We start from the raw sequence: 22,474 nt of genomic DNA, 5'->3' as shown, positions 1-22,474 counted from the left end.
CGGGCCCCAATCCTGACCCGATCCTGCCAACCCCAAGCCAAAGGCGCCGGTAACATCTCGCCATGAGCAGCACCCAGACGCCGCAGCGGGGCACGGGCCGGGGCATCGGCATCCGCACTGCCGCCGGCAGCGATGAGCGTGCCCACGGCCAGTTGCATGTGTATGACGGCGACGGCAAGGGCAAGAGCCAGGCCGCCCTCGGGGTGGTGCTGCGCACGATCGGCCTGGGCATCTGCGAGCAGAAACGCACAAGGGTGTTGCTGCTGCGCTTCCTCAAGGGGCCGGGCCGGGCCTACGACGAAGATGCCGCCATCGAAGCCCTGCAGCAGGGCTTTCCCCACCTGATCGACCAGGTGCGCACGGGCCGGGGCGAATTCTTCAGCGCCGAGGAGGCGACCAAATTCGACCGGCAGGAGGCCCAGCGCGGCTGGGACATTGCCAAGGGCGCCATCGCCAGCGACCTCTACTCGGTGGTGGTGCTCGATGAGCTCAACCCCGTGCTGGATCTGGGCCTGCTGGACATCGACGACGTGGCCCGCACCCTGGCGGCCAAGCCAGGCGGCATGGAGGTGATCTGCACGGGGCGCGGTGCCCCCCACAAGCTGGTGCAACTTGCAGACCTCCACTCGGAAATGCGGGCCCACCAGGGGCCCGGGGGTCTCGATGGGGTCGAGATCTACACCGGCGAGGGCAAGGGCAAATCCACCAGCGCCCTCGGCAAGGGCCTACAGGCCATCGGCCGGGGTATCAGCCAAGACAAAAGCCACCGGGTGCTGATCCTGCAGTGGCTCAAGGGCGGCAGCGGCTACACCGAGGATGCGGCGATTGCCGCCCTGCGCGAGAGCTATCCCCACCTGGTGGATCACCTGCGCTCTGGCCGCGATGCGATTGTCTGGCGCGGCCAGCAGCAGCCGATCGACTACGTGGAGGCCGAGCGGGCCTGGGAGATCGCCAGGGCAGCCATCTCCAGCGGCCTCTACAAAACCGTGATCCTCGATGAGATCAACCCCACGGTGGATCTCGAGCTACTGCCGGTGGAGCCGATCGTGCAGACCCTGTTGCGCAAGCCCGCCGAAACGGAGGTGATCCTCACCGGCCGCTGCAAAAACCGACCAGCCTACTTCGACCTGGCCAGCGTCTACTCCGAGATGGTGTGCCACAAGCACTACGCCGAGCGGGGCGTGGATCTCAAGCGGGGCGTGGATTACTGAGCTCGGGGCTCAGTAGCGCGGCACGGATGGATCCACCTCCTGGCTCCAGGCATCGATGCCGCCTGAGACATTGATGCCCTCGATGCCGTGGCGCCCCAGGGCGATCAGCGCTTTGGCGCTACGGCCGCCTAGCTTGCAGTGCACGTAAAGCTTCTTGCCGGCCGCCAGGTCGCGGATCTGATCAATCGCCACGCCGCTCTCGATCTGGTCGAGGGGGATGAGGGTGGCGCCGGAGATCACGGCTATGTCGGCCTCGGGGGGATTGCGCACATCCACCAGCACCAGGCCACTGGTGTCACCATCGAGCAGGGTTTTGAGTTCGGTAACACTGATGCTGTCCACTGCGCCGGCCTCCTCCTGGCCCGGAGCACTGCCGCCCACCCCGCAGAACTCCTGATAATCAATAAGTTTGTCGATCACCGGCCGCTCGGGGTTGGGCCGCAACTTCAGCTCGCGGAACTTCATGCCCAGGGCATCAAATAACAACAGGCGGCCGCTGAGGCTGGTGCCGATGCCAGCAATGATCTTTACGGCTTCGGTGGCCTGGATCAGGCCGATGATGCCGGGCAGCACCCCCACCACTCCGCCCTCAGCGCAGGAGGGCACCATGCCCGGCGGCGGTGGCTCGGGGAACAGGTCGCGGTAGTTGGGGCTTTCCGCATCCAGGTTGAACACCGTGGCCTGGCCCTCGAAGCGAAAGATCGAGCCGTAGACATTGGGCTTACCCAGGAGCACGCAGGCGTCGTTCACCAGGTAGCGGGTGGGGAAGTTGTCGGTGCCGTCGCAGACGATGTCGTAGGGCCGGATGATCTCGAGAGCGTTCTCGATGGTCAGCGCCGTTGGGTAGAGATCCACCTGGCAATGGGGGTTGATCTCGAGGATGCGCGCCTTGGCCGATTCGATCTTGGGCTTGCCCACCCAGCTGGTGCCGTGGATCACCTGGCGCTGCAGGTTGGAGTGGTCGACCACGTCGAAATCGACGATGCCGAGGCGCCCCACCCCGGCGGCGGCCAGATAGAGCAGCAGCGGCGAGCCCAGGCCTCCTGTGCCCACACAAAGCACGGAGGCGGCCTTGAGCCGCTTCTGGCCCTCCATGCCAATCTCGGGCAGGATTAAGTGCCGTCCGTAGCGGGCCACCTCATCGGGGCTGAGCTGGACGCCGCTGGTGTCGGGAGGAAGCATGGCCGCTGGGATCAGGTTTCCATTCTCCACGGCAGGCGCTGGGGCGGGGCCGGGGGCTGGCAGATCCACCACCCCACCAGCTCCTGGCCCTGACCCCCATCGCCACTGCCTACCGCGCCCATGATCACCATCAAGGCCGGCCAGACGCAGAGCCTGCAGTCGGTGGTGGAGGGCACTGGGGCCGTGACCGGGTGGCTGTGGGCCGAGCCCAGCAGCTCCAGCCCCCGCTCCCTTGCCCACTTCTGGGCCAGCAGTTGCTCGCGGGGATCAATCGCGAAGCGATGGTTGCGGGCCCCAGGCTGGGGCCAGACGTTGCAGCAAGGCCAGATCCGACGCAGTTGCCAACCATCGCTCTGCCTCTGGCCCAGCAGCAAGGCACAACCCTCCTCGGGTTGCGCCACTGCCAAAATCCGGCTCAGAACGGTGAGCAGCTGCCAATCTGCCCTGAGATGAGCTGGCGCTTGCAAACACACACCGATACCTTGTGAATCAGTCCAACCTTGCCCATCATCCGGTCCATGAGTGACACCACCCCCGAAGCAGTTGAGCAGGAAACTGCCACTGGAGTGGAGCCAGGCGCTGCCACCACTGGATCCGAAACCGGCTCAGCAAGCGGCTCAGAAGCCACTTCCGATGCCGACGCCAAATCCGAGGTCAGCTTCACAGAGCGCTACAGCGAGATCCTGACCAAGGTGAATGCCACCCTCGACAAGGTGGACTGGAGCCAGATGGGCCGGATCGGCAAGTCCACCGGGGTGATCCTGGCGGTGATCGTGGCCCAGATCCTGATCAAGGGAGTGCTCGACACCATCAATCTTCTGCCCGTGGTGCCAGGCCTGCTTGAACTGCTGGGCCTGGTGGTGGTGGGCAATTGGAGCTGGCAGAACCTCACCACCAGTGAGAAACGCGGTGCTGTGGTGTCGAAGCTGCAGAACCTCCGCCAGGAATACCTCGGCTGAGCAGTTCGAGGATGGAGGCTTGGGCCCTTTGCCCGTAGCTGCCACCAAAGAGGTTGGCGTGGTTGAGCAAGTGATAGAGGTTGTAGAGGGCCACCCGCCCGCTGGCCCCGGGCGCAAGGGGCCAGCGACTGGTGTAGCCCGTAAAGAAGCTGGGCGAAAAGCCGCCAAACAACTGGGCCATCGCCAGATCGACCTCCCGATCCCCCCAATAGCAGGCAGGGTCAAAGATGACCCCACTGCCATTGCTGAGCAAGGCCGCATTGCCACACCAGAGATCGCCGTGCACGAGCACCGGCTCGGCAGGGTGACCTGCCAACCATTGCGGCACGAGCTCCAGCAGGGCCGCAGCTCCCTGCAGCGGCTTGCTCCTTCCTGCGGCCCAGGCGAGCTGGGGGGCCAGCCGGCACTCGACGAAGAACTGGCCCCAGCTGGATCGCCAACCATTGGCTTGGGGGGCTGAACCGATGAAGTTGGCGGCCGGCCAGCCATAGCCCTGGCCCGCCGAGCTGGCGGCGCTGGCCCGGTGCAAATCCGCCAGGCGTTGGCCCAATCGAAACACCGCAGCGGTGTCGCCCGAGCTCCCACCAATCCCGTCGAGGTCCAGCCAGGGCATCACCAGCACGGCCTGATCAGCGGCCGTCCCCCAGGCGAGGGGCTCGGGAACCACCAGGCCCTCTGGCGCGTGGGCCGCCAACGCCAGGAGTCCCTCCACTTCCGCCCCAAGCAGGGGCAGGGCGGAGGCCCTGTTGGTTTTGGCAAACAAAATGCCCCCGTCGGCAAACTGGAACCGCCAGGCCCGGTGGATGCAGCCCCCGCCCACCGGCGTGCGCGCCACCAGGCGGCGGCCGAGCCGATCCTCTAGCCAGGCGGTGAGGGGATCGGCGGGCGCGGCAGCCATGGCGCCGTGGCGGGGAGGCAGCTGCCAGCATGCCCCGATGCAGACGCACCCTGATGTGGTGGTAGTGGGAGCCGGCATCGCCGGTCTCAGCGCGGCGGCCCTGCTGGCCAAGGCCGGTCTGGGGGTTCATCTGCTTGAAGCCCACCACCAGAGCGGCGGCTGTGCCGGCACCTTCCGCCGCGGGCCCTACACCTTCGACGTGGGAGCGACCCAGGTGGCGGGCCTGGAACCCGGCGGCAGCCATCGGCGCCTGCTGGAGCACTTCCAGCTGCCTCTGCCGGCCGCAACACCCCTAGATCCGGCCTGCGTGGTGGACCTGGGCGATGGCCGACCACCAGTGCGGATCTGGCGCGATCCAGCCCGCTGGGCCGCAGAGCGGGAGCAGCAATTTCCAGGCAGCGGCCGCTTCTGGCAACTCTGCGCCGCCCTGCACCAGGCCAACTGGGCCTTCGCCGGCCGGGATCCCGTGCTGCCCCCCCGCAGCCCCTGGGATCTGGCCCAACTTCTGCCGACCCTGCGTCCCGCCAACCTGGCCAGTGGCCTGCTGATCACCGCCACCGTGGCCGATCTGCTGAGGCTCACGGGCTGCTGCTGCGATCCGCGTCTGCGCCGCTTTCTCGATCTGCAACTGCGGCTCTACTCCCAGGAGCCAGCCGATCGCACCGCCGCCCTCTATGGCGCCACCGTGCTGGCCATGGGTCAGGAACCCCTGGGCCTATGGCATCTGGAGAGCTCAATGCAGGTACTCAGCCAGCAGTTGGAGCAGGCCCTGGCGGCGGGCGGCGGCAAGCTGCGGCTGGGGCACCGGGTGACGCAGCTCGAGCGCACTGGCGAGGGCTGGGTTGTCCATGGCGAGCAGCCGCAGCCCTTTGCGCTGGCAGCTGCCGATGTGGTGCTGGCCCTGCCGGTGCAGAGTTTGCCCGACCTGCTCCCAGGGCAGCTACCTGGGGGCTATCGGCGCCGACTGGCCAGCCTCCCCGATCCCTCCGGAGCAGTGGTGTTCTACGGGGCCGTGGACCGGAGCCTGCTGCAGAGCGACTGTCCCGCACACCTGCAGCTCGACTGGGACGAGCCGGGCTCCCTGTTTGTGTCGGTGAGCCGCGAGGGCGATGGCCGGGCCCCGGCCGGCCAGGCCACCGTGATCGCCAGCGTGTTCACCCCGGCGCGCCCCTGGTTTGCCCTCAGCCGCCAGGCCTATGGCCACGCCAAAGCCGAAGCCCTGGCAGGCATCCAACGGGGGCTGCAAAGGCAGCTGGGAATTGCCCCCAACCAATGGCGCCACGGCGAGCTGGCCACCCCGCGAGGTTTCGCCCGCTGGACGGGCCGCCCCTTCGGCTTTGTGGGGGGCCTCGGCCAGCATCCCAGTCGCTTCGGGCCCTTCGGCCTGGCCAGCCGCACCCCCTTGCCAGGCCTGTGGCTGTGCGGCGACTCGATTCACCCCGGCGAAGGCACCGCCGGCGTGGCGCTCTCAGCCCTGATGGCCTGCCGCCAGTTGCTGGCGCGGCGGGGCCAGGTACTGACCCTGGACACCGCTGCTGAGTTCGGGCGCTGAGTTCTGGATCTCGGTTCAGGAGCTCAGTTCAAGAGCTACTTGTTTCTGCAGGGACGCTCGGGCCCACAAACTGGGGCCGCAACTGGTGGCAGCCCTCCAGTTGCCGCTGCAGCGCAGCCCAATCACCCCGCTGCAGCAAATCCTCTAACTCGCCAAGTTGCTGGCGATAGGCGGCGAGGGCTGCCAACAGGGCATCACGATTGCAGCGAGCCATCAGGGAGCCCAGCAGCGGGTTGCCCCCCCCCACCCGCGTGGTGTCGGCAAATCCACTCGAAGCCAGCTGGCGCACCAGCTTCGGCGGGGCCACGCCTGAATCTGCTGCCCGCAACAGGGCCGCCCCCAACAGCACGGGCAGATGGGAAATCATTGCCACCGCCTGGTCATGGTCCCCAGCTGGGCAGGTGAGCCAGCGGGCCCCCACGAGCTCTGCCAGATTCCGCACCACCCCCAGGGCTTCCAAGTCGGTGCCAGCCTCCGGCGTGGCCACCCAGGGGCGCTGGCGAAACAGGCCCACCACCCCTGCCTCCACTCCCGCCTCAGCGTTACCTGCCATGGGATGGCTGGCCACAAATCGCGGATGCAGAGCCCGCCAGCGCTCCAGCACCGGCTCCTTCACCGAACCCACATCAGTGATCACCGCCTGGGGCGGCAGGGCCTCCAGCAGGCCGGGATCGGGGTCCAACAGGCGATCAAGGGGCAGGGCCAGCACCACCAGGCCACAGGGAGCCAGCACGGCGGGATCTGTGCTCACCTCCGTTGCCAGGCCCCTCTGGCGGGCGCGCTCGGCGGTGGTGGCGCGATGCACCAGGCCCCGAACCCCAATGCCAAGCCGCTGCAGATCCAATCCCAGGGAACCGCCGATCAACCCCAGGCCCACCACACCCACGGGTTGCTGGCGCCAGGGATCCGGCGCCAGGCCATCGCTGCTATCGGGCAGGGGAACAGACGCCATCGAGCATCCACAGACAGGAATTGTGTAGCCAGCTTCCTACGATCCGATCCTGTTGGCCGCCTGGGAATGCTCGAAGCCCGCGTCCACCAACAACTCAAGGCCCTGCTTGCACGGGAAGGGTGCGAGCCCTGGCCCCACCACCTGAGCCTCAGCCGCCTGGTGGCCCGCAGCCTGCGCCGTAGCGACCACACCTTTGTGCGGCTTGCCCCGGGCTGCGATCCCAGCTGGTGGATCAGCCTGTTGGTGCCCCTGGCCCTGAGTGAATGCCCCCTGGCCCTGGTGGTTAGCGATGGCACCCGCCAACGCTTGCTGCAGGTAGAGCTGCCCCGGCTGGGGAGGGCCGACCCGAGCCTGGCTCTGGCCTGTTTTGAGGGGGACCATCCACCTGCCGATGGCCGCGTCTGGCTTTTGAATCACCGCCAACTGGTGGGGGCCTGGCAGCAGGGCTGGCTCGGGGAGAGGCAACTGGTGCTGCCTGAGGCCGAACATCTCGACAGCCTGCTCAGGGAGGCCCTGGAGGTGGTGCTGACGCCCCAGCACTGGGACCAGTTACGCCGGGCCCAGCCCACGGCAGAAGCGAGCCTGCTGAGCCTGCACGAGCGCCTCAACCGGCTCATCCTCAGCCATCCTGCTCACCCCAACCAGCTGGTGGGACTGGCGCCTGAAGACGAAGCACCCCTGCGTCACCTGCTGCAGTTGCTCGAACCCCTGCCCGCCCCCTGGCCGGCCTGGTTGGCCGCCAGGGGAAGCGGTTGGACCAGCTGGGCCCAGGTCAATCCCCAGCTGCTGCAATGGCAATTACATCGCCAACCGCTGGACCCCCTGGCGGCCCTGAAGGGCCTGCTGATCCGGCGCGGTGCGGTGGTGCTGGGCCAATTGTCCAGGGGGCCCTCTGTGGAGCTGGGCCTGCAGCCCAACGTGACCGTGAACCTGGGAGATCCGCCCCTAGCCGACCCCCTGCCCCTCTATGCCCCCCTTCGCCAACCCCTGCCCAACAGCCCCCATTACGGCCAGCACCTGCTGGACCACGCTCGCAGGCTGGTGCTTGGCCAAGGGGGGGTAACGGTGGTGCTGATCGATGACGAAGCCCTGCGCCTCAACCTCACCAGTGGGCTAGCTGCTGAATTCGGCAGTCGGGTGGTTCACGAGCACACCGCTCCCGAGAGCAATGGAGTGATCTGTGCCCGCTGGGACTGGTGGCTCAACCAGCAGCAACGGCTACCGCTACCGGGCCAGATCGTGGTGGCCTTACTGCCGATCGCCAGCCTGGAAGATCCCCTCACCGCCGCCCGGGTGCTGGCCATGCGTCAGTCAGGGCAAGACTGGTTTCGGGAATTCCTGCTTCCCGATGGCCTCAATCGACTGGAACTGGGGGTGGCCGGCTTGCGTCGCCAAGGGGGCAGGCTCGCGATTCTGGATGGCCGCCTGCGCGGGCGGAGCTGGGGGCGCCAGGTCTTACTCGCTCTGGAACCCTGGGTGAGCCTCAGACGTCTGCTGCCTCACTAGCTTTAATTGCTCACCGCACCAAAGGAGACGCTGAAGCAATGGGGGAAGCAAAGCGCCGCAGCAGCCAGGGCCTGCCACCCAAGGGGATCAAGTCATCAGGCGCCAGGCCAGCCGATACTTCGCCGCGCATCGTTGCCTGGCTACCCCTCAGCCGTAACCAGGCCGATCGCTTCGTAAAACTCACCACCAAGGCGGCCTGGGTGGGGATCGGAGCCCTGGTGCTCTTCTGGGTGGCGGTTCGCTTCATCGGGCCCGCCGCGGGCTGGTGGACGCTGGCCGACGGCTGATTCGCCAGAATCTGAAGAAAACATTATGATGAGTGGCCACTGGGGTAGCCGCCGTGTTTCCACGCCTTGCCGAGCAATACCGGTCGGTGGTTCAAGACCTGGTGATGAGCCTCCAGGCCCTTGCCAAAAGCCTGCAGGAACGCGGCATCGCGGCTACCTGCTACATCTGCGGTGATGGCCGCGACGGCCACGGCGCCTCTTTTGTGGCCAACCTGGACACCAGACACATGGTGCGTTTTTTGGTGTCCGATTTCGGCATCAGCTGGGTCGAATCCCACGACGGCCACGAATTGGTCAAGCTGGAGGGGGCCGAAGCCATCCAGGAGCTGCAGCGCCTGGCCCAGGTGCTGCAGAGCCCCAACGCCCCCAGCAAGTCAGCTGCATCCCCAGGGCTCCCTGGCCGATCCAAGGGCGCTTTCAGCCGCCCCTGAGGCCTGGATTGGCCGGGGGCTGAGCTGACTGGCTCAACTCGCCACCGGCAGATCGGCCAGCTCCGTCGCCGAATCCTCCTTTACGGAGCCAGTGGCGGCAGCTGCTTTGGCCGCTGCCGCCAGGGGCTTCATAGAGTTAGATGTCACTTCGGAGCCTTCCTTGAGCTTCTGGCGGGTGAGCTGCTCGATCAGCTCAGCCTGCTTGGGGTTCTGCTCCAGCCAGATGATCGTGTTGTCGCGGCCCTGGCCAATGTTGTCGCCCTCGTAGCTGTACCAGGCCCCTTTGCGAACCACCACACCGGTTTCCTCGGCCAGATCCAGCAGGCAGCCCAGGGTGCTGATGCCGCGGCCAAACAGGATGTCGAACTCAGCAATGCGGAAGGGAGGCGCCACCTTGTTCTTGGCCACCTTCACCTTGGCGCGGATGCCGTACTCCTCGGTGCCCCGCTTGAGGGTCTGAATCCGGCGGATGTCAAGGCGCACAGAGGCATAAAACTTGAGGGCGTTGCCGCCCGTGGTCGTTTCCGGATTGCCGTAGGTAACGCCAATCTTCTGGCGCAACTGGTTGAGGAAGATCACCGTGCAGCCTGACTTGCCAATGTTGCCGGTGATCTTGCGCATGGCCTGGCTCATCAGGCGAGCCTGGGCACCCACAGCCAGGTCGCCCATTTCGCCTTCAATTTCAGCGCGGGGGGTCAAGGCCGCCACCGAGTCGATCACCACGATGTCCACGGCGGCTGAACGCACCAGCTGGTCGACGATCTCCAGGGCCATCTCACCGGTATCCGGTTGGGAGACCAGCAGGTTTTCAATGTCAACACCAAGGGCCGCTGCATAGACGGGATCGAGGGCATGCTCCGCGTCCACAAAAGCGGCCACGCCGCCGCGCTTCTGCACCTCGGCAATGGCATGCAAGGTGAGGGTGGTCTTACCAGAGCTCTCCGGCCCGTAAACCTCCACCACCCGACCCTTGGGGTAGCCGCCACCAAGGGCCAGATCAAGGGTGAGCGCCCCGGTGGAGATGGTTTCCACCCTCATGCGGGAAGCATCCCCCAATCGCATGATCGAACCCTTGCCGAAATTGCGCTCGATCTGGTTAAGCACTAGCCCCAGGGCCTTCTCACGCTCAGCGGCGGCACCGGCAGACGGGCGAGAAGCTGAAGAGGAGGAAGACACGGACGAACTGGGGGAAGGGGAGGAAAGGGAATTGGAGCGGGGATCGGCAGCCATGGCGACAATTGGAAACGGGGCGGAAAGCTGGTCAGAAATTGGTCAGAAACTGGGCAGAAAAGACCAGCAGAGAGGGGGGACGGACTCAGGAAGCAATCCTGCGCCCCCTAGAGAGCAAGTGCCACCAAAAATGGCCGGCGTACCAATTGCTCATAGTACGGGCGTACTCTAACCGACTAGGGCCATTGCGCCAGGGGGGCTGAAAAGGCCTCCGGAGTGAGCCAGCCAATGGTGGGCGGCAGGTCCTGGCCATCCCCCGGGCCCAGGTAGCCCCAACTCACCAGGAAACAGCGCACCATGGCCAGCTCCGGATCAGCCCGCACCGCCTCCAGCGTCGGGCGACGGTCCTCGACGAACCAGAGGGGACGCCCTTGGGTCTGGAGATGCCGCAGCACCTCGACCTTGCTCCCCTGCTCGTGGCCAAAGAGAGCTTCAGGCCTGAGCCCCGCAGCCTCCAGGAGCCTGGCGGCGAATAGGGCACCCTTGGTGGTGAGCACGGCCCAGGCCGCCCCGTCCTCGGCCAAACGCACCAGCCGCTGTTTAACCCCGGGGTAAAACCGGTGGCGGGCCAACCAGCCCGCTTCATCGATGCCAATGGCGCCAGCCCGCACCTGCTCCAGCTGCTGCTGCAGCAGGCCAGCGGGCCAATTCCAGCGAGCCAGGGCAGAGGCCAGGGCAGCTGGGTAATCGTTCAAAAGGTGTTCTATGTCGAGCTCGTCCCGGCCCAGCTCAGCGGCCATCAGGACCATCTCCCAGCCCTTGTGGATCAGGGGCCGCAAGCGCCCAAAGGCAGCAGGCGCCGATTCTGGGAGCTGCAGCCGGGGGGCGAGCTGCAGCGCCGCAGTCCTGGCGGCCCACCAGTATTCGGGCATGCCATCCACCAACACGCCGTCGAGGTCAAAGACGACCAAGGGGGCAGGGGAATCGAATGCCGCTGGCATGGGGCCTCAAAACTGGGTCGCTAGGATTCGAACCTAGGAATGGCGGGACCAAAACCCGCTGCCTTACCACTTGGCGACGACCCAATGCAGCCGGCCATGCCGGTGCCTAGATAGTTACCCATAGCGGCCGGTCCTTCGTCAACCGCGACCCGGGCAGACAGGGAAATCAAGCCGGAAACACCCGCAGCCGTTGCTCCGCCCCTCGACCAAACTCGGCGGTGCGCAGCCGATAGCGGCCGGCCAGTTCGGCCTGCAGCAGGCGCACCCGAGGGCTGCGGGGCAACAGCTCGACGGGCTGGCCATTGGGCAGCACCACCCGCTCCACCGCCAGCCGACATTCCTCCAGGCCAGCGTGGGCATCGTCACCCTGAAGGCAGGGGGGCACAGCGGTTGAATCCGGATCGGCGTGCTGCTGGCGGTGCCGCTCGAGCAACCGCTCCATGGCCCGCTGCAGCTGGGGCTGGGCCGCAGATTTCAACACCAGGATCGGCAGGCCAAGCTGCTGGGCCTGCCGGCGCACATGGGGATCACGGCCGAGCTCATGGCGCAAGCTGAGCACCGCATCGGCCAACTCCACGCTGCCCACCACCTCCACAGCCAACTGGCGGGCCCGCCCGACCTGCTCCAGCTGGCTGCGGCTGATTCCCACCCCGTACAGGCGCAGTAGGGACGGCGCCGTAGGGGCGGGGCTGGAACAGGCTGGCTCGACGCCAACTGGGTGGATGGAGGGAGTCTCGGGCCGACTCAGGGGTCGGGGAGCCAGGCCGGGGGATCTAGATGGGGATCGCAATGGCGATAAAGAAGGCGATGGAGATGGGGATAGCGACGCAGATGGCGATGGGCTCTCCTGCAGCCGCAACTCTCCGCCCGCCCCAAGCTCTCGGATTTCGGGGCGGGCGCTCTGGCCCCGCAGCAACAGATCGACCGTGCGAGCCACATCGCGATGCACGAGCCAGCGGTGGCGGCTGTGCATCTCCACCGCCAAGGGAAAGGTGGGATCCGCCGCCCTTTCCAGCACTGTTTTCTGGGTGCGGCGCCGGCGCGCCTCCTCATCCCCCAGGGTCACCGACTGGATGCCGCCCACCAGGTCGCAGAGGGTGGGATTTTTGATCAGGTTGGTCAGCTCATTGCCGTGGGCAGTGGCCACGAGCATCACGCCCCGCTCGGCGATCGTGCGGGCCGCCTGGGCCTCCAATTCGGTGCCGATCTCATCAATCACGATGACTTCGGGCATGTGATTTTCCACCGCCTCGATCATCACCTGGTGCTGCAGCTCGGGCCTTGCCACCTGCATGCGCCTGGCCCGGCCAATGGCTGGGTGGGGGATGTCACCGTCGCCGGCGATCTCGTTGCTGGTGTCAATCACCACGACCCGCTTGCCCAGGTCGTCGGCCAGCACCCGGGCGATCTCCCGCAGGGCGGTGGTTTTGCCGACACCAGGGCGACCCATCAACAACAGGGAGTTGCCCCCATCGAGCAGATCGCGCACCATCGCCACCGTGCCGAACACGGAGCGGCCCACTCGGCAGGTGAGGCCGACGATCTCCCCACTGCGGTTGCGGATCGCACTGATCCGATGCAGGGTGCACTCGATGCCGGCGCGGTTGTCACCGCCGAAGGCCCCAACCCTCTCCACCACTGCTGCCAACTCGAGCCGACCCAGGGGCTCCGCCCCCAAGCTGACCGCCCGGGCGGGGTAGCGCGCCTCTGGCACCCGGCCTAGATCCAGCACCACCTCGATCAGCTGATCCCGCGCAGCCTCGGTGGCCAGGCAGGTCTGCACCACCTGGGGCAGCACCTCCAGCAGGCGATCGAGATCGTCGGTGACGCGCTGGGGCCGATTCACTGCACCCGTTCTAACCAGGGATTGACCAGGCCCTGGGCCAGCCGCAAGGCCTGGGGCCAGAGCAGCCCATCGGCCAGCAGGGACCGGCCCCGGTGCTGGGCTTCCAGCAGCAGCGGTTGCAGCAGCCGACGGGCCACCCCCCCAAAGGCCACCCCGGCGATCTGGCGCCGCAATGGGGCCCTGGCCGCCAATTGGAGGAGCGTATGGGCATTGGTTCCCCCCGCCAACTGCACCGGGCCAGGCGGTGCCAGGGGCAGCACGGCCGCGGCCAGGCCGACGGCCGCAGCGGCCGTGCCTGCCCCCACGTCGCCACTCATCGGCCGGCCATCAAGCTGCCAGAGAGGGAGCATGCCCTCCCTGCGCAGCACGCCGAACCGTTGCCAGAGCTCCGCAGCCAGCTGGCGCGACGACTGGGCCGTGCCCTCCAGACCAGCGCTCACCGCCACCCGCCGCAAGGAAACCCCGCTGGCAACCAACTGAGCCACCCGCTCAGCAAAGGCCTCCCCCCGACCCGGCTGGGTGTGGAGCTCCACCGCATCGGGCCGCAGCTGGGCCAGCAGGGGCGCCACCCCATCCCCAGCCAACACCTGCCCCCGCTCCTCGATCAGGTGATGGGGACAGGCCGGTAGACACCTGCCGCAGCCGTAGCAGCGCTCGGCCAGCACCCCAGGTTCCCCGGTGGCCGCCACCCCAACGGCAAGGGCTGGGCAGACCCGTTCGCAAGGGCGGGAACAGGTTTTCGGGCAGCGACGGGGATCGAACCAGGCCTTGCGGAAATGGGGATCGGCCCCATCACTGAGGCTCAGCATCAACCAGGGCCGTCCAGAGCCCCGGGCCCCAGCCCAGGCCAAGCCGCGACGGATGGCCGCCACCACGGCAGGGTCGGCGGCCGCATCGATGCAATGAACCCCGGCCAGGGCAAAGATGCCGCTAAGATCTTCTATGGCTGCCAGATCCTGGTTGCTGGCGCCGCAAATCAGCTTGACCCAGTGGCCCCGGGACAGGGCCGCTTCCGGCTCCAGGCCTTCAGGCACCAAGCAATTGCTCAAGGGGCTGCCAGCGCAGGGCCCGAGCGCCCCCCATCTCCACCACCAACTTCAGCCGCGGCTCCCGCCGGCAAAGCGCCACCAGGGAGCCGAGCTCCGCCTGGGAAAGCACCTGACCCTCAAGCAGCCAAAGCAGGATCGGCTGGCTGCCCTCCAGCAGGGCCCCCAACTGGGGCATCACCCTCTGCACCTCACCCACCGCGGCCCCCCTTCCCACGCTCTGGTGACCCAGATGGGGTGGGCGTACGCCGTGGAGCTGAAACAGGAAGGCCTCCGGATCGCCCAATCCTCGAGCTGAGCTGAGCTGGGCCCGGTAGCCCGCGGCCCGCAGCCGCCGCAGCAGGCGGGTCTCGGCCCCACCCTCCAGGGGGGCAAACAGTGCCAGGGCCCCAGCCTGTTCAAGATCCCGCTTAAAACCGCGACCGGAGAGCAGCAGAGGCATCGCAGGGGTTCGCTGGGCTGTTAGGGGAGTCTGCCAGCTCGTGGGGAGGTTGTGTTGTAGGGTTGGATGCTGTGCCATTGAACTGTGCCCGTCCGCTAGCCGGGCCTCCAGCTCACGGCACCCGGTCACCAGTGGTGGTGGCCGGCTTCGGCCAGTACGGATCTGAGGCCCCCATAGGCCCAGGCTCCGTCGGGAAACTGCCAGAACGCACTGGAATTTGTCCCTCGGGATTTCCGGTCCGGTTCTGAAAAGTCCCAGCCGCGCTGATCCGATCCAGATCAGCCTTGCTAGCCCTTGGAAATCGCATCAGCGCCTGGCGAAGTTCTACTTCGAAAGACGCAAAGCGCCCACCTGGGCAGGGCCAGGCAGTTCTTCGATTGAGTCAGCTTCACCGTTGTGTTCGAGCCCTGTGCTCCGGGCAAGCGGTGGTCCAGCTGGCGTTGTTTCCCCTCCTATGTCTATCGGCATCCTTGGGAAGAAATTGGGCATGTCCCAGTTCTTCGATGAAGAGGGCAACTCCATCCCGGTCACATTGATCGAGGCGGGGCCTTGCCGCATCACCCAAATTAAAAGCACCAGCACCGACGGCTACACCGCCGTGCAGCTTGGTTTTGGCGACATTCGCGAAAAGCTCGTGAACAGGCCGGCCAAGGGGCACTTGAGCAAGTCGGGCGAAGATCTTCTGCGCCACCTGAAGGAATATCGGGTTGACAGCGTCAATGGCCTCGAGCTGGGTGGCTCCATCTCCGTCACGGCCTTTGAGGCCGGCCAGAAGGTGGACGTGAGCGGCGACACCATGGGGCGGGGTTTCTCCGGCCTGCAAAAGCGCCATGGCTTCAGCCGCGGCCCCATGACCCACGGTTCAAAGAACCACCGTGAGCCTGGCTCGATCGGCGCTGGCACCACGCCAGGCCGGGTCTACCCGGGCAAGCGCATGGCGGGCCGCTATGGCGGCAAACAGATCACCACCCGTGGCCTCGTCATCCTCAAAGTGGATGCCGAACGCAACCTGCTGGTGGTGAAAGGTTCAGTGCCCGGCAAGCCCGGCGCCCTGCTGAACATCCGCCCGGCGAACCGGGTGGGCGCCAAAGCTGGGAACTGAGGAGAACACCGATGACTCAATGCGTAATCCGTGACTGGCAAGGCAAGGAAGCCGGCAAGGCTGCCCTCGACCTCAAAGTCGCCAAGCAATCGTCTGCGACCGATCTGATTCACCGCGCCGTTGTGCGCCAACTGGCCAATGCCCGCCAGGGCACGGCCAGTACCCTCACCCGGGCCGAAGTGGCTGGTGGCGGCCGCAAGCCCTACAAGCAAAAGGGCACCGGTCGGGCCCGCCAGGGATCGATCCGCACCCCGCTCCGCCCCGGCGGCGGCGTGGTGTTTGGCCCCAAGCCACGCAGCTACACCCTGACGATGAACCGTAAGGAACGTCGGCTGGCCCTGCGCACCGCCCTGATGAGCCGCATCGACGACATCATTGTGGTTCAGGGCTTTGGAGCGGGGCTGGACACCCCCAAAACCAAAGAGATCACCGCAGCTCTCGCCCGCCTCGGCATCGAGCTTGGCGCCAAGGTGCTGGTGGTACTCGATGGGGCCTCGGAGGCTGTGCGACGTTCCGTCCGCAACCTCGAGAAGGTGAAGCTGATCGCCGCTGATCAGCTCAACGTGTTCGACCTGCTCCACGCCAACAAGTTGGTCGTGAGCGAAGAAGCACTCGCAAAGATTCAGGAGGTTTACGGCGATGGCTGAGCGCTTTTCAAGCCGGCTTGCGGATGTGATCCGCAGGCCGCTGATCACCGAGAAGGCCACCCGCGCCCTCGAACAGAACCAGTACACCTTTGAGGTGGACCATCGGGCTGCCAAGCCCGACATCAAGGCGGCCGTTGAACAGATGTTCGACGTCAAGGTCATCGGCATCAGCACCATGAATCCGCCCCGCCGCTCCCGGCGGGTGGGACGCTTCGCCGGCAAACGTGCCCAGGTGAAGAAAGCGGTGGTGCGCCTGGCCGAGGGCAACGCCATCCAGCTTTTCCCGGAGTCCTGAGGGATCTGAAACGTCATGGCAATCCGTAACTACCGACCCATCACCCCCGGCACCCGCACCCGCGTCGCCAGTGACTTCTCCGAAATCACTGGACGCGGCCGCGAGCGGGGCCTGGTTATCGCCAAACACCGCCGCAAGGGCCGTAACAACCGCGGCGTGATCACCTGCCGCCACCGCGGTGGTGGCCACAAGCGCCTCTACCGCATCGTCGACTTCCGCCGCGACAAGCACGGCGTAATTGCGAAGGTGGCCGCCATCCACTACGACCCCCATCGCAACGCCCGTCTGGCCCTGCTCTTCTACGCCGACGGCGAAAAGCGCTACATCCTTGCCCCCGCAGGGATTGAACTGGGCCAACAGGTGATCTCCGGCCCCGATTCGCCGATTGAAACCGGCAATGCCTTACCGCTGGCCGCCATCCCCCTTGGCTCGAGCGTCCACAACGTGGAGCTCTATGCCGGCCGGGGTGGCCAGATGGTGCGCACCGCCGGGGCCAGTGCCCAGGTTGTTGCCAAAGAGGGGGACTACGTCGCCCTCAAGCTGCCCTCCACCGAAGTGCGCCTGGTACGAAGGGAGTGCTACGCCACCGTGGGCGAAGTGGGCAATTCAGAGGTGCGTAACACCAGTCTCGGCAAAGCCGGCCGTAAGCGCTGGCTGGGCCGCCGCCCGGAAGTGCGCGGTTCGGTGATGAACCCCTGCGACCACCCCCATGGTGGTGGTGAGGGCCGTGCCCCGATCGGCCGCTCTGGGCCGGTCACCCCCTGGGGCAAACCTGCCCTGGGCTACAAAACCCGTAAGCGGAACAAACCCAGCAATCGGTTTGTGCTTCGGAAACGTCGCCGGGTCTCCAAACGGAGTCGGGGCGGACGCGATTCCTAATGGTCCACACCGCTTTGCTGTTCGCTTAATCCGCCATGGGACGTTCACTCAAAAAAGGGCCATTTGTTGCCGACAGCTTGCTTCGCAAGGTTGAAAAGCAAAACGTGGCTGACGATAAGACCGTGATCAAAACCTGGTCTCGGGCTTCCACTATCCTGCCAATGATGATTGGCCACACAATCGCAGTTCACAACGGCAAATCCCATGTTCCCGTCTATGTGACGGAGCAGATGGTGGGCCACAAACTCGGGGAATTCGCCCCCACCCGCACCTTCCGGGGCCACATCAAGGATAAGAAAGGAGGCCGCTGAACCTATGGCAAACACCACTTCCAACCAAGCCCTCGCCCACGGCCGCTACATCCGCGGTTCCGTGTCAAAGGTGCGTCGGGTTCTCGACCAGATCCGTGGCCGCAGCTATCGCGAGGCCCTGATCATGCTCGAGTTCATGCCCTACCGCTCCACCGGCCCTATTACCAAGGTGCTGCGCTCTGCGGTGGCCAACGCCGAGCACAACATGGGCCTGGATCCTGCCAACTTGGTGATCGCTTCGGCAATCGCCGACATGGGACCGTGCCTGAAGCGCTTCCGCCCCCGCGCCCAGGGCCGTGCCTACGCGATCAAGAAACAAACCTGCCACATCAGCATTGCTGTGGCTCCTTCCACCTGACCCCCGAGGACACCGACTGATGGGACACAAGATCCATCCAACCGGCCTGCGCCTGGGGATCACCCAGGACCACCGCTCCCGTTGGTACGCACCAAGCAAAACCTATCCAACCCTCCTCCAGGAGGACGACCGGATTCGTAAATTCGTCCATAAGAAGTACGGCGCTGCTGGCATCAGCGATGTGCTGATTGCCCGCAAGGCCGACCAATTGGAAGTCGAACTCAAGACAGCTCGTCCCGGCGTGCTTGTTGGCCGCCAGGGCAGTGGCATTGAGGAACTGCGCACCGGCATCCAGCAAACCCTCGGCGATGGCAACCGCCAGGTGCGCATCAATGTAGTGGAAGTGGAGCGGGTAGACGCCGACGCATTTCTGCTCGCTGAGTACATCGCCCAGCAGCTGGAGAAGCGGGTTGCCTTCCGCCGGGTCATCCGCATGGCGGTGCAGCGGGCCCAACGGGCTGGTGTGCTCGGCCTCAAGATCCAGGTGAGCGGTCGCCTCAACGGCGCCGAAATCGCCCGCACCGAATGGACCCGCGAAGGTCGCGTGCCCCTGCACACCCTCCGCGCCGACATCGACTACGCCACCAAACTTGCCAGCACCACCTATGGGGTTCTGGGCATCAAGGTGTGGGTATTCAAAGGCGAAATTCTGCCCGGCCAGAAGGAGCAGCTACCCGTTGGTGCGGCCCCCCGCCGCCGCACCAACCGGCAGCCGCAACAGTTTGAAGACCGCTCCAACAAAGAGTGATCAGGAGCCCTGAACCATGCTGAGTCCAAGACGCGTCAAATTCCGCAAACAGCAACGAGGCCGCATGCGCGGTGTCGCCACCCGGGGCAACACGATTGCCTTCGGTGAGTTTGCCCTGCAAGCCCAGGAATGTGGCTGGATCACCTCACGCCAGATTGAGGCCAGCCGCCGGGCCATGACCCGCCATGTCAAGCGGGGGGGCAAGATTTGGATCCGAATCTTCCCAGACAAGCCCGTCACCATGCGTGCCGCCGAAACCCGCATGGGTTCCGGCAAGGGCAACCCTGAGTTCTGGGTGGCTGTAATCAAGCCAGGCAGGATTCTATTCGAGATGGGTGGGGCCGAAATCACCCCCGAAATAGCCAAGGAAGCCATGCGCCTGGCGCAATACAAGCTTCCTTTGAAGACCAAATTCCTGACCCTGGCGGATCAGGAAACTGCAGCTCCTGTGGAGGCCTGACCCATGGCAAAGCCCAACATCGCCGATACGCGCAAGCTCAGCGGCGACCAGATCAACGAACAGGTGAACGCCACCCGGCGTGAACTGTTTGAGTTGCGCTTCCAGCAGGCCACCCGTCGGCTGGAAAACACGCACCGTTTCAAGGAAGCCCGCATCAAGCTGGCCCACCTGTTCACGGTGCAGCAAGAGCAGCAACGCTCCGCCACCAAGGCTGATTCAGCCTCCTGATACCCCCTCGATCCCATGGCACTCAAGGAAAGGGTCGGCACCGTCGTCAGCGACAAGATGGACAAAACGGTGGTGGTGGCGGTGGAAAACCGCTTCCCCCATCCCATCTATCAAAAGACGGTCAGTCGCACCACCCGCTACAAAGCCCACGACGAAGCGAACAGCTGCAAAGTGGGCGACCGGGTTCGCATCACCGAAACCCGCCCGCTCAGTCGCACCAAGCGCTGGGCTGTGGCCGAAGTTCTTACCAACAGCACGTCAGCTTGAGGAGAACCCACCAATGATTCAACAAGAAACCTATCTAAACGTCGCTGATAACAGCGGCGCCAAACGCATCCAGTGCATCCGGGTGCTCGGCACCAACCGTCGCTACGCCCACGTGGGCGATGTGATCGTCGCAGCCGTCAAAGACGCCACGCCCAACATGGGCGTCAAGAAGTCTGATGTGGTGAAAGCCGTGGTGGTGCGCACCAGGGCCACCCTGCGCCGCGACACGGGCAACTCGATCCGGTTTGACGACAACGCCGCCGTGATCCTGGGCACCGACAACAACCCCAAGGGCACCCGGGTTTTCGGTCCCGTGGCCCGCGAATTGCGCGAGCGCAATTTCACCAAGATTGTCTCCCTTGCTCCTGAGGTGATCTGAGATGGCCACCGCAACCCCCAAGGCCAAGACATCCGAGCGCATCAAGATGCGACTCAAAAAAGGCGACACCGTTCAGGTGATTGCTGGCAAGGAAAAAGGCAAGACCGGTGAGGTGCTCCGCACCCTGCCCTACGACAACAGGGTTGTAGTGCAGGGCATCAACCTCCGCACCCGTCACGTCAAACCCACACAGGAAGGCGAAAGCGGCCGAATCGTCACCGAGGAAGCCTCTCTGCACGCCTCCAACGTCATGCTCTACTCAACCACACAAAAAGTGGCCAGCCGAGTTGAGATCGTGGTGGAAAAGGACGGCAGCAAAAAGCGTCGTCTCAAGAAGACGGGAGAAATCTTGGCTTGATCCCCACCCCAGCTCACCTGTTCTGACCGACCCACCTCCGGCCCCAGCCCCCTCCCCAGTCTTCTGACCCCGACCAGAAGCGCCTATCCCCCCTCCCGTCATGTCCCTGAAACAGCGCTACCGGGAGACGATTCAGCCCAAACTCCTCAAGGATCTGAATCTCTCCAACATTCACGAAGTTCCCAAGGTGGTGAAAGTCACCCTCAACCGGGGCCTCGGTGAAGCAGCCCAGAACGCCAAGGCCCTTGAAGCCTCTATTACCGAGCTGGCCACTATCACTGGTCAGAAGGTGGTAGTGACCCGCGCCAAGAAGGCCATCGCCAGCTTCAAGATCCGCCAAGGCATGCCCATTGGGGTGGCTGTCACCCTGCGGGGCGAGCGGATGTACGCCTTCCTGGAGCGCTTGATCAACCTCGCTCTGCCGCGTATCCGCGACTTCCGGGGCGTCAGCCCCAAGAGCTTTGACGGCCGTGGAAATTACACCCTGGGGATCCGCGAACAGATCATCTTTCCCGAGATCTCATTCGACAAAATCGATGCGATCCGAGGTATGGACGTGACGATCGTGACCAACGCCCGTAACGACGAAGAGGGCCGGGCCCTCCTCCGCGAGATGGGAATGCCGTTCCGCAGCAACTAGCCCTCTTCGGACCCGACCTATGGCCAATCACGACCCAATTTCAGACATGCTCACCCGCATTCGCAATGCGAGCGAGAAGCGTCACGAGACCACCAAGATCCCTGCCTCCCGCTTGGTGCGCAACATTGCCAACGTGCTGCAGCAGGAGGGCTTCATCGCCGCCATCTCCGAAGAGGGCGAGGGGGTGCAGAAGCACCTGGTGCTGGAGCTCAAGTACAGCGGCAAACATCGCCAGCCGACCATCCGCTCCGTACAGCGGGTCAGCAAGCCTGGCCTGCGCATCTACAAGAACAATCGCCAGCTGCCCAAAGTTTTGGGCGGCCTGGGAGTGGCCATCATCTCCACCTCTAAGGGAGTGATGAGCGACCGCGACGCCCGCAAGCAGGGCGTCGGTGGCGAAGTGCTTTGCTACGTCTACTGATTCCGGGAGATTGATTCATGTCACGTATTGGTAAAGCACCCATTCCCCTCCCCGACAAAGTGAGTGTCAGCCTCCATGGTCTGGCAGTCACCGTGAAGGGGCCGAAGGGCGAACTCAGCCGCACCTTGCCCGATGGGGTGCAGATCTCCCAGGACGGCAACACCCTGGTGGTGAGACCCACCAGTGAGACCCGGCGCTCCCGGGAGCGCCACGGCCTCTGCCGCACCCTTGTTGCCAACATGGTCGAAGGCGTCAGCCAGGGCTACACCCGCAAGCTGGAAATCATCGGCGTGGGCTACCGCGCCGCCCTCCAGGGCAGCAAGCTGGTGGTCTCCGCTGGCTACAGCCACCAGGTGGAGGTGGTGCCCCCTGATGGGATCACCTTCTCCGTCGAGGGCAACACCACCGTGCTGGTCTCAGGCGCCAACAAGGAGCTGGTGGGCAACGAAGCGGCCAAAGTGCGCGCCATTCGTCCGCCCGAGCCCTACAAGGGCAAGGGGATCAAATACCAGGGTGAACGCATCCTGCGCAAGGCCGGAAAGACCGGTAAGAAGTGAGGCCTGCCTGAGCGTCGTTACCCTGTATTGCCATGTCTTCCATCACCCGCAAATTTCAGACCCAGAAGCGTCACCGCCGCCTGCGTCGCCTACTCAGTGGCACGGCCGCCCGCCCGCGGCTGGCCGTGTTCCGCTCGAACAACCACATCTACGCCCAAGTCATCGACGACGACGCCCAGAACACCCTCTGTGCGGCCTCAACCCTCGACAAGGACCTGCGCACCAGCCTCACCACCAGCGCCACCTGCGATGCCTCCGTGGCCGTGGGTGAGCTGGTCGCCAAACGGGCCCTTGCCCAGGGCATCCAGCAGGTGGTCTTCGATCGAGGCGGCAACCTGTAC

At 65.3% G+C, this 22,474-nt stretch carries 31 protein-coding genes and 1 tRNA gene; 22 read left to right on the top strand and 10 right to left on the bottom strand.

Annotated elements, in window-relative coordinates; all coding sequences use genetic code 11:
* Nucleotides 1-62: 62 nt before the first annotated feature.
* On the top strand, nt 63-1,211 hold the full coding sequence (locus tag KBZ07_RS00430; RefSeq protein WP_197148025.1) for a cob(I)yrinic acid a,c-diamide adenosyltransferase: 1,149 nt from the start codon (nt 63-65) through the stop codon (nt 1,209-1,211).
* A gap of 9 nt (nt 1,212-1,220) precedes the next feature.
* Here the strand turns inward: KBZ07_RS00430 and moeB are convergent, their stop codons facing one another.
* On the bottom strand, nt 1,221-2,393 hold the full coding sequence (gene moeB, locus KBZ07_RS00425; protein WP_254929766.1) for a molybdopterin-synthase adenylyltransferase MoeB: 1,173 nt from the start codon (nt 2,391-2,393) through the stop codon (nt 1,221-1,223).
* Nucleotides 2,394-2,404: 11 nt separating this feature from the next.
* Complete coding sequence (locus KBZ07_RS00420; protein WP_254929765.1) at nt 2,405-2,866, bottom strand: M67 family metallopeptidase; 462 nt, start codon at nt 2,864-2,866, stop codon at nt 2,405-2,407.
* 45 nt (nt 2,867-2,911) lie between these two features.
* Here KBZ07_RS00420 and KBZ07_RS00415 point away from each other — a divergent pair, with 45 nt between their 5' ends.
* Nucleotides 2,912-3,352, top strand: coding sequence for a CAAD domain-containing protein (locus KBZ07_RS00415; RefSeq protein ID WP_254929764.1), 441 nt, complete (start codon nt 2,912-2,914; stop codon nt 3,350-3,352).
* On the opposite strand, the gene KBZ07_RS00410 is transcribed toward KBZ07_RS00415, so the two are convergent.
* A complete protein-coding gene (locus KBZ07_RS00410) occupies nt 3,282-4,250 on the bottom strand; it encodes a fructosamine kinase family protein (RefSeq protein WP_254929763.1) in 969 nt (322 codons plus the stop codon). The genes KBZ07_RS00415 and KBZ07_RS00410 overlap by 71 nt on opposite strands.
* 37 nt (nt 4,251-4,287) lie before the next feature.
* Here KBZ07_RS00410 and crtD point away from each other — a divergent pair, with 37 nt between their 5' ends.
* Nucleotides 4,288-5,802 carry a C-3',4' desaturase CrtD gene (gene crtD / locus KBZ07_RS00405; RefSeq protein ID WP_254929762.1) on the top strand — a complete coding sequence of 505 codons (1,515 nt, stop codon included), beginning with the start codon at nt 4,288-4,290 and terminating at the stop codon, nt 5,800-5,802.
* 28 nt (nt 5,803-5,830) lie between these two features.
* On the opposite strand, the gene KBZ07_RS00400 is transcribed toward crtD, so the two are convergent.
* Nucleotides 5,831-6,754 (bottom strand): prephenate/arogenate dehydrogenase, encoded by a 924-nt coding sequence (locus tag KBZ07_RS00400; RefSeq protein WP_254929761.1) that lies wholly within the window; start codon nt 6,752-6,754, stop codon nt 5,831-5,833.
* Between the two features lie 66 nt (nt 6,755-6,820).
* Here KBZ07_RS00400 and KBZ07_RS00395 point away from each other — a divergent pair, with 66 nt between their 5' ends.
* From KBZ07_RS00395 to KBZ07_RS00385, 3 genes are read left to right on the top strand one after another with little or no spacing between them, the layout of a single operon-like run.
* A complete protein-coding gene (locus KBZ07_RS00395) occupies nt 6,821-8,260 on the top strand; it encodes a helicase (protein WP_254929760.1) in 1,440 nt (479 codons plus the stop codon).
* A 38-nt stretch (nt 8,261-8,298) separates the two neighbouring features.
* On the top strand, nt 8,299-8,547 hold the full coding sequence (locus KBZ07_RS00390; RefSeq protein WP_254929759.1) for a DUF2839 domain-containing protein: 249 nt from the start codon (nt 8,299-8,301) through the stop codon (nt 8,545-8,547).
* Nucleotides 8,548-8,600: 53 nt separating this feature from the next.
* Complete coding sequence (locus tag KBZ07_RS00385) at nt 8,601-8,978, top strand: DUF1815 family protein (RefSeq protein ID WP_254929758.1); 378 nt, start codon at nt 8,601-8,603, stop codon at nt 8,976-8,978.
* A 33-nt stretch (nt 8,979-9,011) separates the two neighbouring features.
* Here the strand turns inward: KBZ07_RS00385 and recA are convergent, their stop codons facing one another.
* From recA to KBZ07_RS00355, 6 genes are all read right to left on the bottom strand, one after another.
* Nucleotides 9,012-10,208, bottom strand: coding sequence for a recombinase RecA (recA, locus tag KBZ07_RS00380; RefSeq protein ID WP_254929757.1), 1,197 nt, complete (start codon nt 10,206-10,208; stop codon nt 9,012-9,014).
* A 176-nt stretch (nt 10,209-10,384) separates the two neighbouring features.
* A complete protein-coding gene (locus KBZ07_RS00375; RefSeq protein WP_254929756.1) occupies nt 10,385-11,149 on the bottom strand; it encodes an HAD family hydrolase in 765 nt (254 codons plus the stop codon).
* Nucleotides 11,150-11,161: 12 nt separating this feature from the next.
* Nucleotides 11,162-11,233, bottom strand: a tRNA-Gln gene (locus KBZ07_RS00370).
* Between the two features lie 82 nt (nt 11,234-11,315).
* Nucleotides 11,316-12,995 carry an AAA family ATPase gene (locus KBZ07_RS00365; RefSeq protein ID WP_254929755.1) on the bottom strand — a complete coding sequence of 560 codons (1,680 nt, stop codon included), beginning with the start codon at nt 12,993-12,995 and terminating at the stop codon, nt 11,316-11,318.
* Nucleotides 12,992-14,044, bottom strand: a complete 1,053-nt coding sequence (locus tag KBZ07_RS00360; RefSeq protein WP_254929754.1) for an LdpA C-terminal domain-containing domain — start codon at nt 14,042-14,044, stop codon at nt 12,992-12,994. The genes KBZ07_RS00365 and KBZ07_RS00360 overlap by 4 nt, the downstream gene beginning before the upstream one ends.
* Nucleotides 14,022-14,483, bottom strand: a complete 462-nt coding sequence (locus tag KBZ07_RS00355) for an NAD(P)H-quinone oxidoreductase subunit N (protein ID WP_197148013.1) — start codon at nt 14,481-14,483, stop codon at nt 14,022-14,024. The genes KBZ07_RS00360 and KBZ07_RS00355 overlap by 23 nt, the downstream gene beginning before the upstream one ends.
* Nucleotides 14,484-14,937: 454 nt before the next feature.
* On the opposite strand from KBZ07_RS00355, the gene rplC reads away from it, so the two are divergent.
* From rplC to rplR, 16 genes are all read left to right on the top strand, one after another.
* Nucleotides 14,938-15,585, top strand: coding sequence for a 50S ribosomal protein L3 (rplC, locus tag KBZ07_RS00350; RefSeq protein ID WP_254929753.1), 648 nt, complete (start codon nt 14,938-14,940; stop codon nt 15,583-15,585).
* Nucleotides 15,586-15,596: 11 nt separating this feature from the next.
* Nucleotides 15,597-16,232, top strand: coding sequence for a 50S ribosomal protein L4 (gene rplD, locus KBZ07_RS00345; protein ID WP_254929752.1), 636 nt, complete (start codon nt 15,597-15,599; stop codon nt 16,230-16,232).
* Nucleotides 16,225-16,527, top strand: coding sequence for a 50S ribosomal protein L23 (locus tag KBZ07_RS00340; protein ID WP_197148010.1), 303 nt, complete (start codon nt 16,225-16,227; stop codon nt 16,525-16,527). Before rplD ends, KBZ07_RS00340 begins: the two co-directional genes overlap by 8 nt.
* Nucleotides 16,528-16,542: 15 nt before the next feature.
* Nucleotides 16,543-17,406 (top strand): 50S ribosomal protein L2, encoded by an 864-nt coding sequence (gene rplB, locus KBZ07_RS00335; RefSeq protein WP_254929751.1) that lies wholly within the window; start codon nt 16,543-16,545, stop codon nt 17,404-17,406.
* A gap of 35 nt (nt 17,407-17,441) precedes the next feature.
* Complete coding sequence (gene rpsS, locus KBZ07_RS00330; RefSeq protein WP_197148008.1) at nt 17,442-17,717, top strand: 30S ribosomal protein S19; 276 nt, start codon at nt 17,442-17,444, stop codon at nt 17,715-17,717.
* 4 nt (nt 17,718-17,721) lie between these two features.
* Complete coding sequence (gene rplV / locus KBZ07_RS00325; protein WP_197148007.1) at nt 17,722-18,075, top strand: 50S ribosomal protein L22; 354 nt, start codon at nt 17,722-17,724, stop codon at nt 18,073-18,075.
* 19 nt (nt 18,076-18,094) lie between these two features.
* Complete coding sequence (rpsC, locus tag KBZ07_RS00320; RefSeq protein ID WP_254929750.1) at nt 18,095-18,823, top strand: 30S ribosomal protein S3; 729 nt, start codon at nt 18,095-18,097, stop codon at nt 18,821-18,823.
* Nucleotides 18,824-18,839: 16 nt separating this feature from the next.
* Nucleotides 18,840-19,283: a 50S ribosomal protein L16 gene (rplP, locus tag KBZ07_RS00315; protein ID WP_254929749.1), complete on the top strand. Its 444-nt coding sequence runs from the start codon at nt 18,840-18,842 to the stop codon at nt 19,281-19,283.
* 3 nt (nt 19,284-19,286) lie between these two features.
* On the top strand, nt 19,287-19,511 hold the full coding sequence (gene rpmC, locus KBZ07_RS00310; protein ID WP_197148004.1) for a 50S ribosomal protein L29: 225 nt from the start codon (nt 19,287-19,289) through the stop codon (nt 19,509-19,511).
* A 15-nt stretch (nt 19,512-19,526) separates the two neighbouring features.
* Nucleotides 19,527-19,778, top strand: coding sequence for a 30S ribosomal protein S17 (gene rpsQ / locus KBZ07_RS00305; RefSeq protein WP_254929748.1), 252 nt, complete (start codon nt 19,527-19,529; stop codon nt 19,776-19,778).
* Between the two features lie 13 nt (nt 19,779-19,791).
* Nucleotides 19,792-20,157 carry a 50S ribosomal protein L14 gene (gene rplN / locus KBZ07_RS00300; RefSeq protein WP_254929747.1) on the top strand — a complete coding sequence of 122 codons (366 nt, stop codon included), beginning with the start codon at nt 19,792-19,794 and terminating at the stop codon, nt 20,155-20,157.
* A gap of 1 nt (nt 20,158) precedes the next feature.
* Nucleotides 20,159-20,515, top strand: coding sequence for a 50S ribosomal protein L24 (rplX, locus tag KBZ07_RS00295; protein WP_254929746.1), 357 nt, complete (start codon nt 20,159-20,161; stop codon nt 20,513-20,515).
* 100 nt (nt 20,516-20,615) lie between these two features.
* On the top strand, nt 20,616-21,155 hold the full coding sequence (gene rplE, locus KBZ07_RS00290) for a 50S ribosomal protein L5 (RefSeq protein ID WP_197148000.1): 540 nt from the start codon (nt 20,616-20,618) through the stop codon (nt 21,153-21,155).
* A 19-nt stretch (nt 21,156-21,174) separates the two neighbouring features.
* Nucleotides 21,175-21,576 (top strand): 30S ribosomal protein S8, encoded by a 402-nt coding sequence (gene rpsH / locus KBZ07_RS00285; protein WP_197147999.1) that lies wholly within the window; start codon nt 21,175-21,177, stop codon nt 21,574-21,576.
* Between the two features lie 17 nt (nt 21,577-21,593).
* On the top strand, nt 21,594-22,133 hold the full coding sequence (rplF, locus tag KBZ07_RS00280) for a 50S ribosomal protein L6 (RefSeq protein WP_254929745.1): 540 nt from the start codon (nt 21,594-21,596) through the stop codon (nt 22,131-22,133).
* A 32-nt stretch (nt 22,134-22,165) separates the two neighbouring features.
* Nucleotides 22,166-22,474: 50S ribosomal protein L18 (gene rplR, locus KBZ07_RS00275; RefSeq protein ID WP_254929744.1), on the top strand; the 309-nt coding region annotated here is incomplete at its 3' end.

The sequence above is a fragment of the Cyanobium sp. BA20m-14 genome (genome assembly GCF_024346295.1).
The sequence above is the reverse complement of the archived record's forward strand: the minus strand, read 5'-3'. Positions and strand labels throughout refer to the sequence as shown.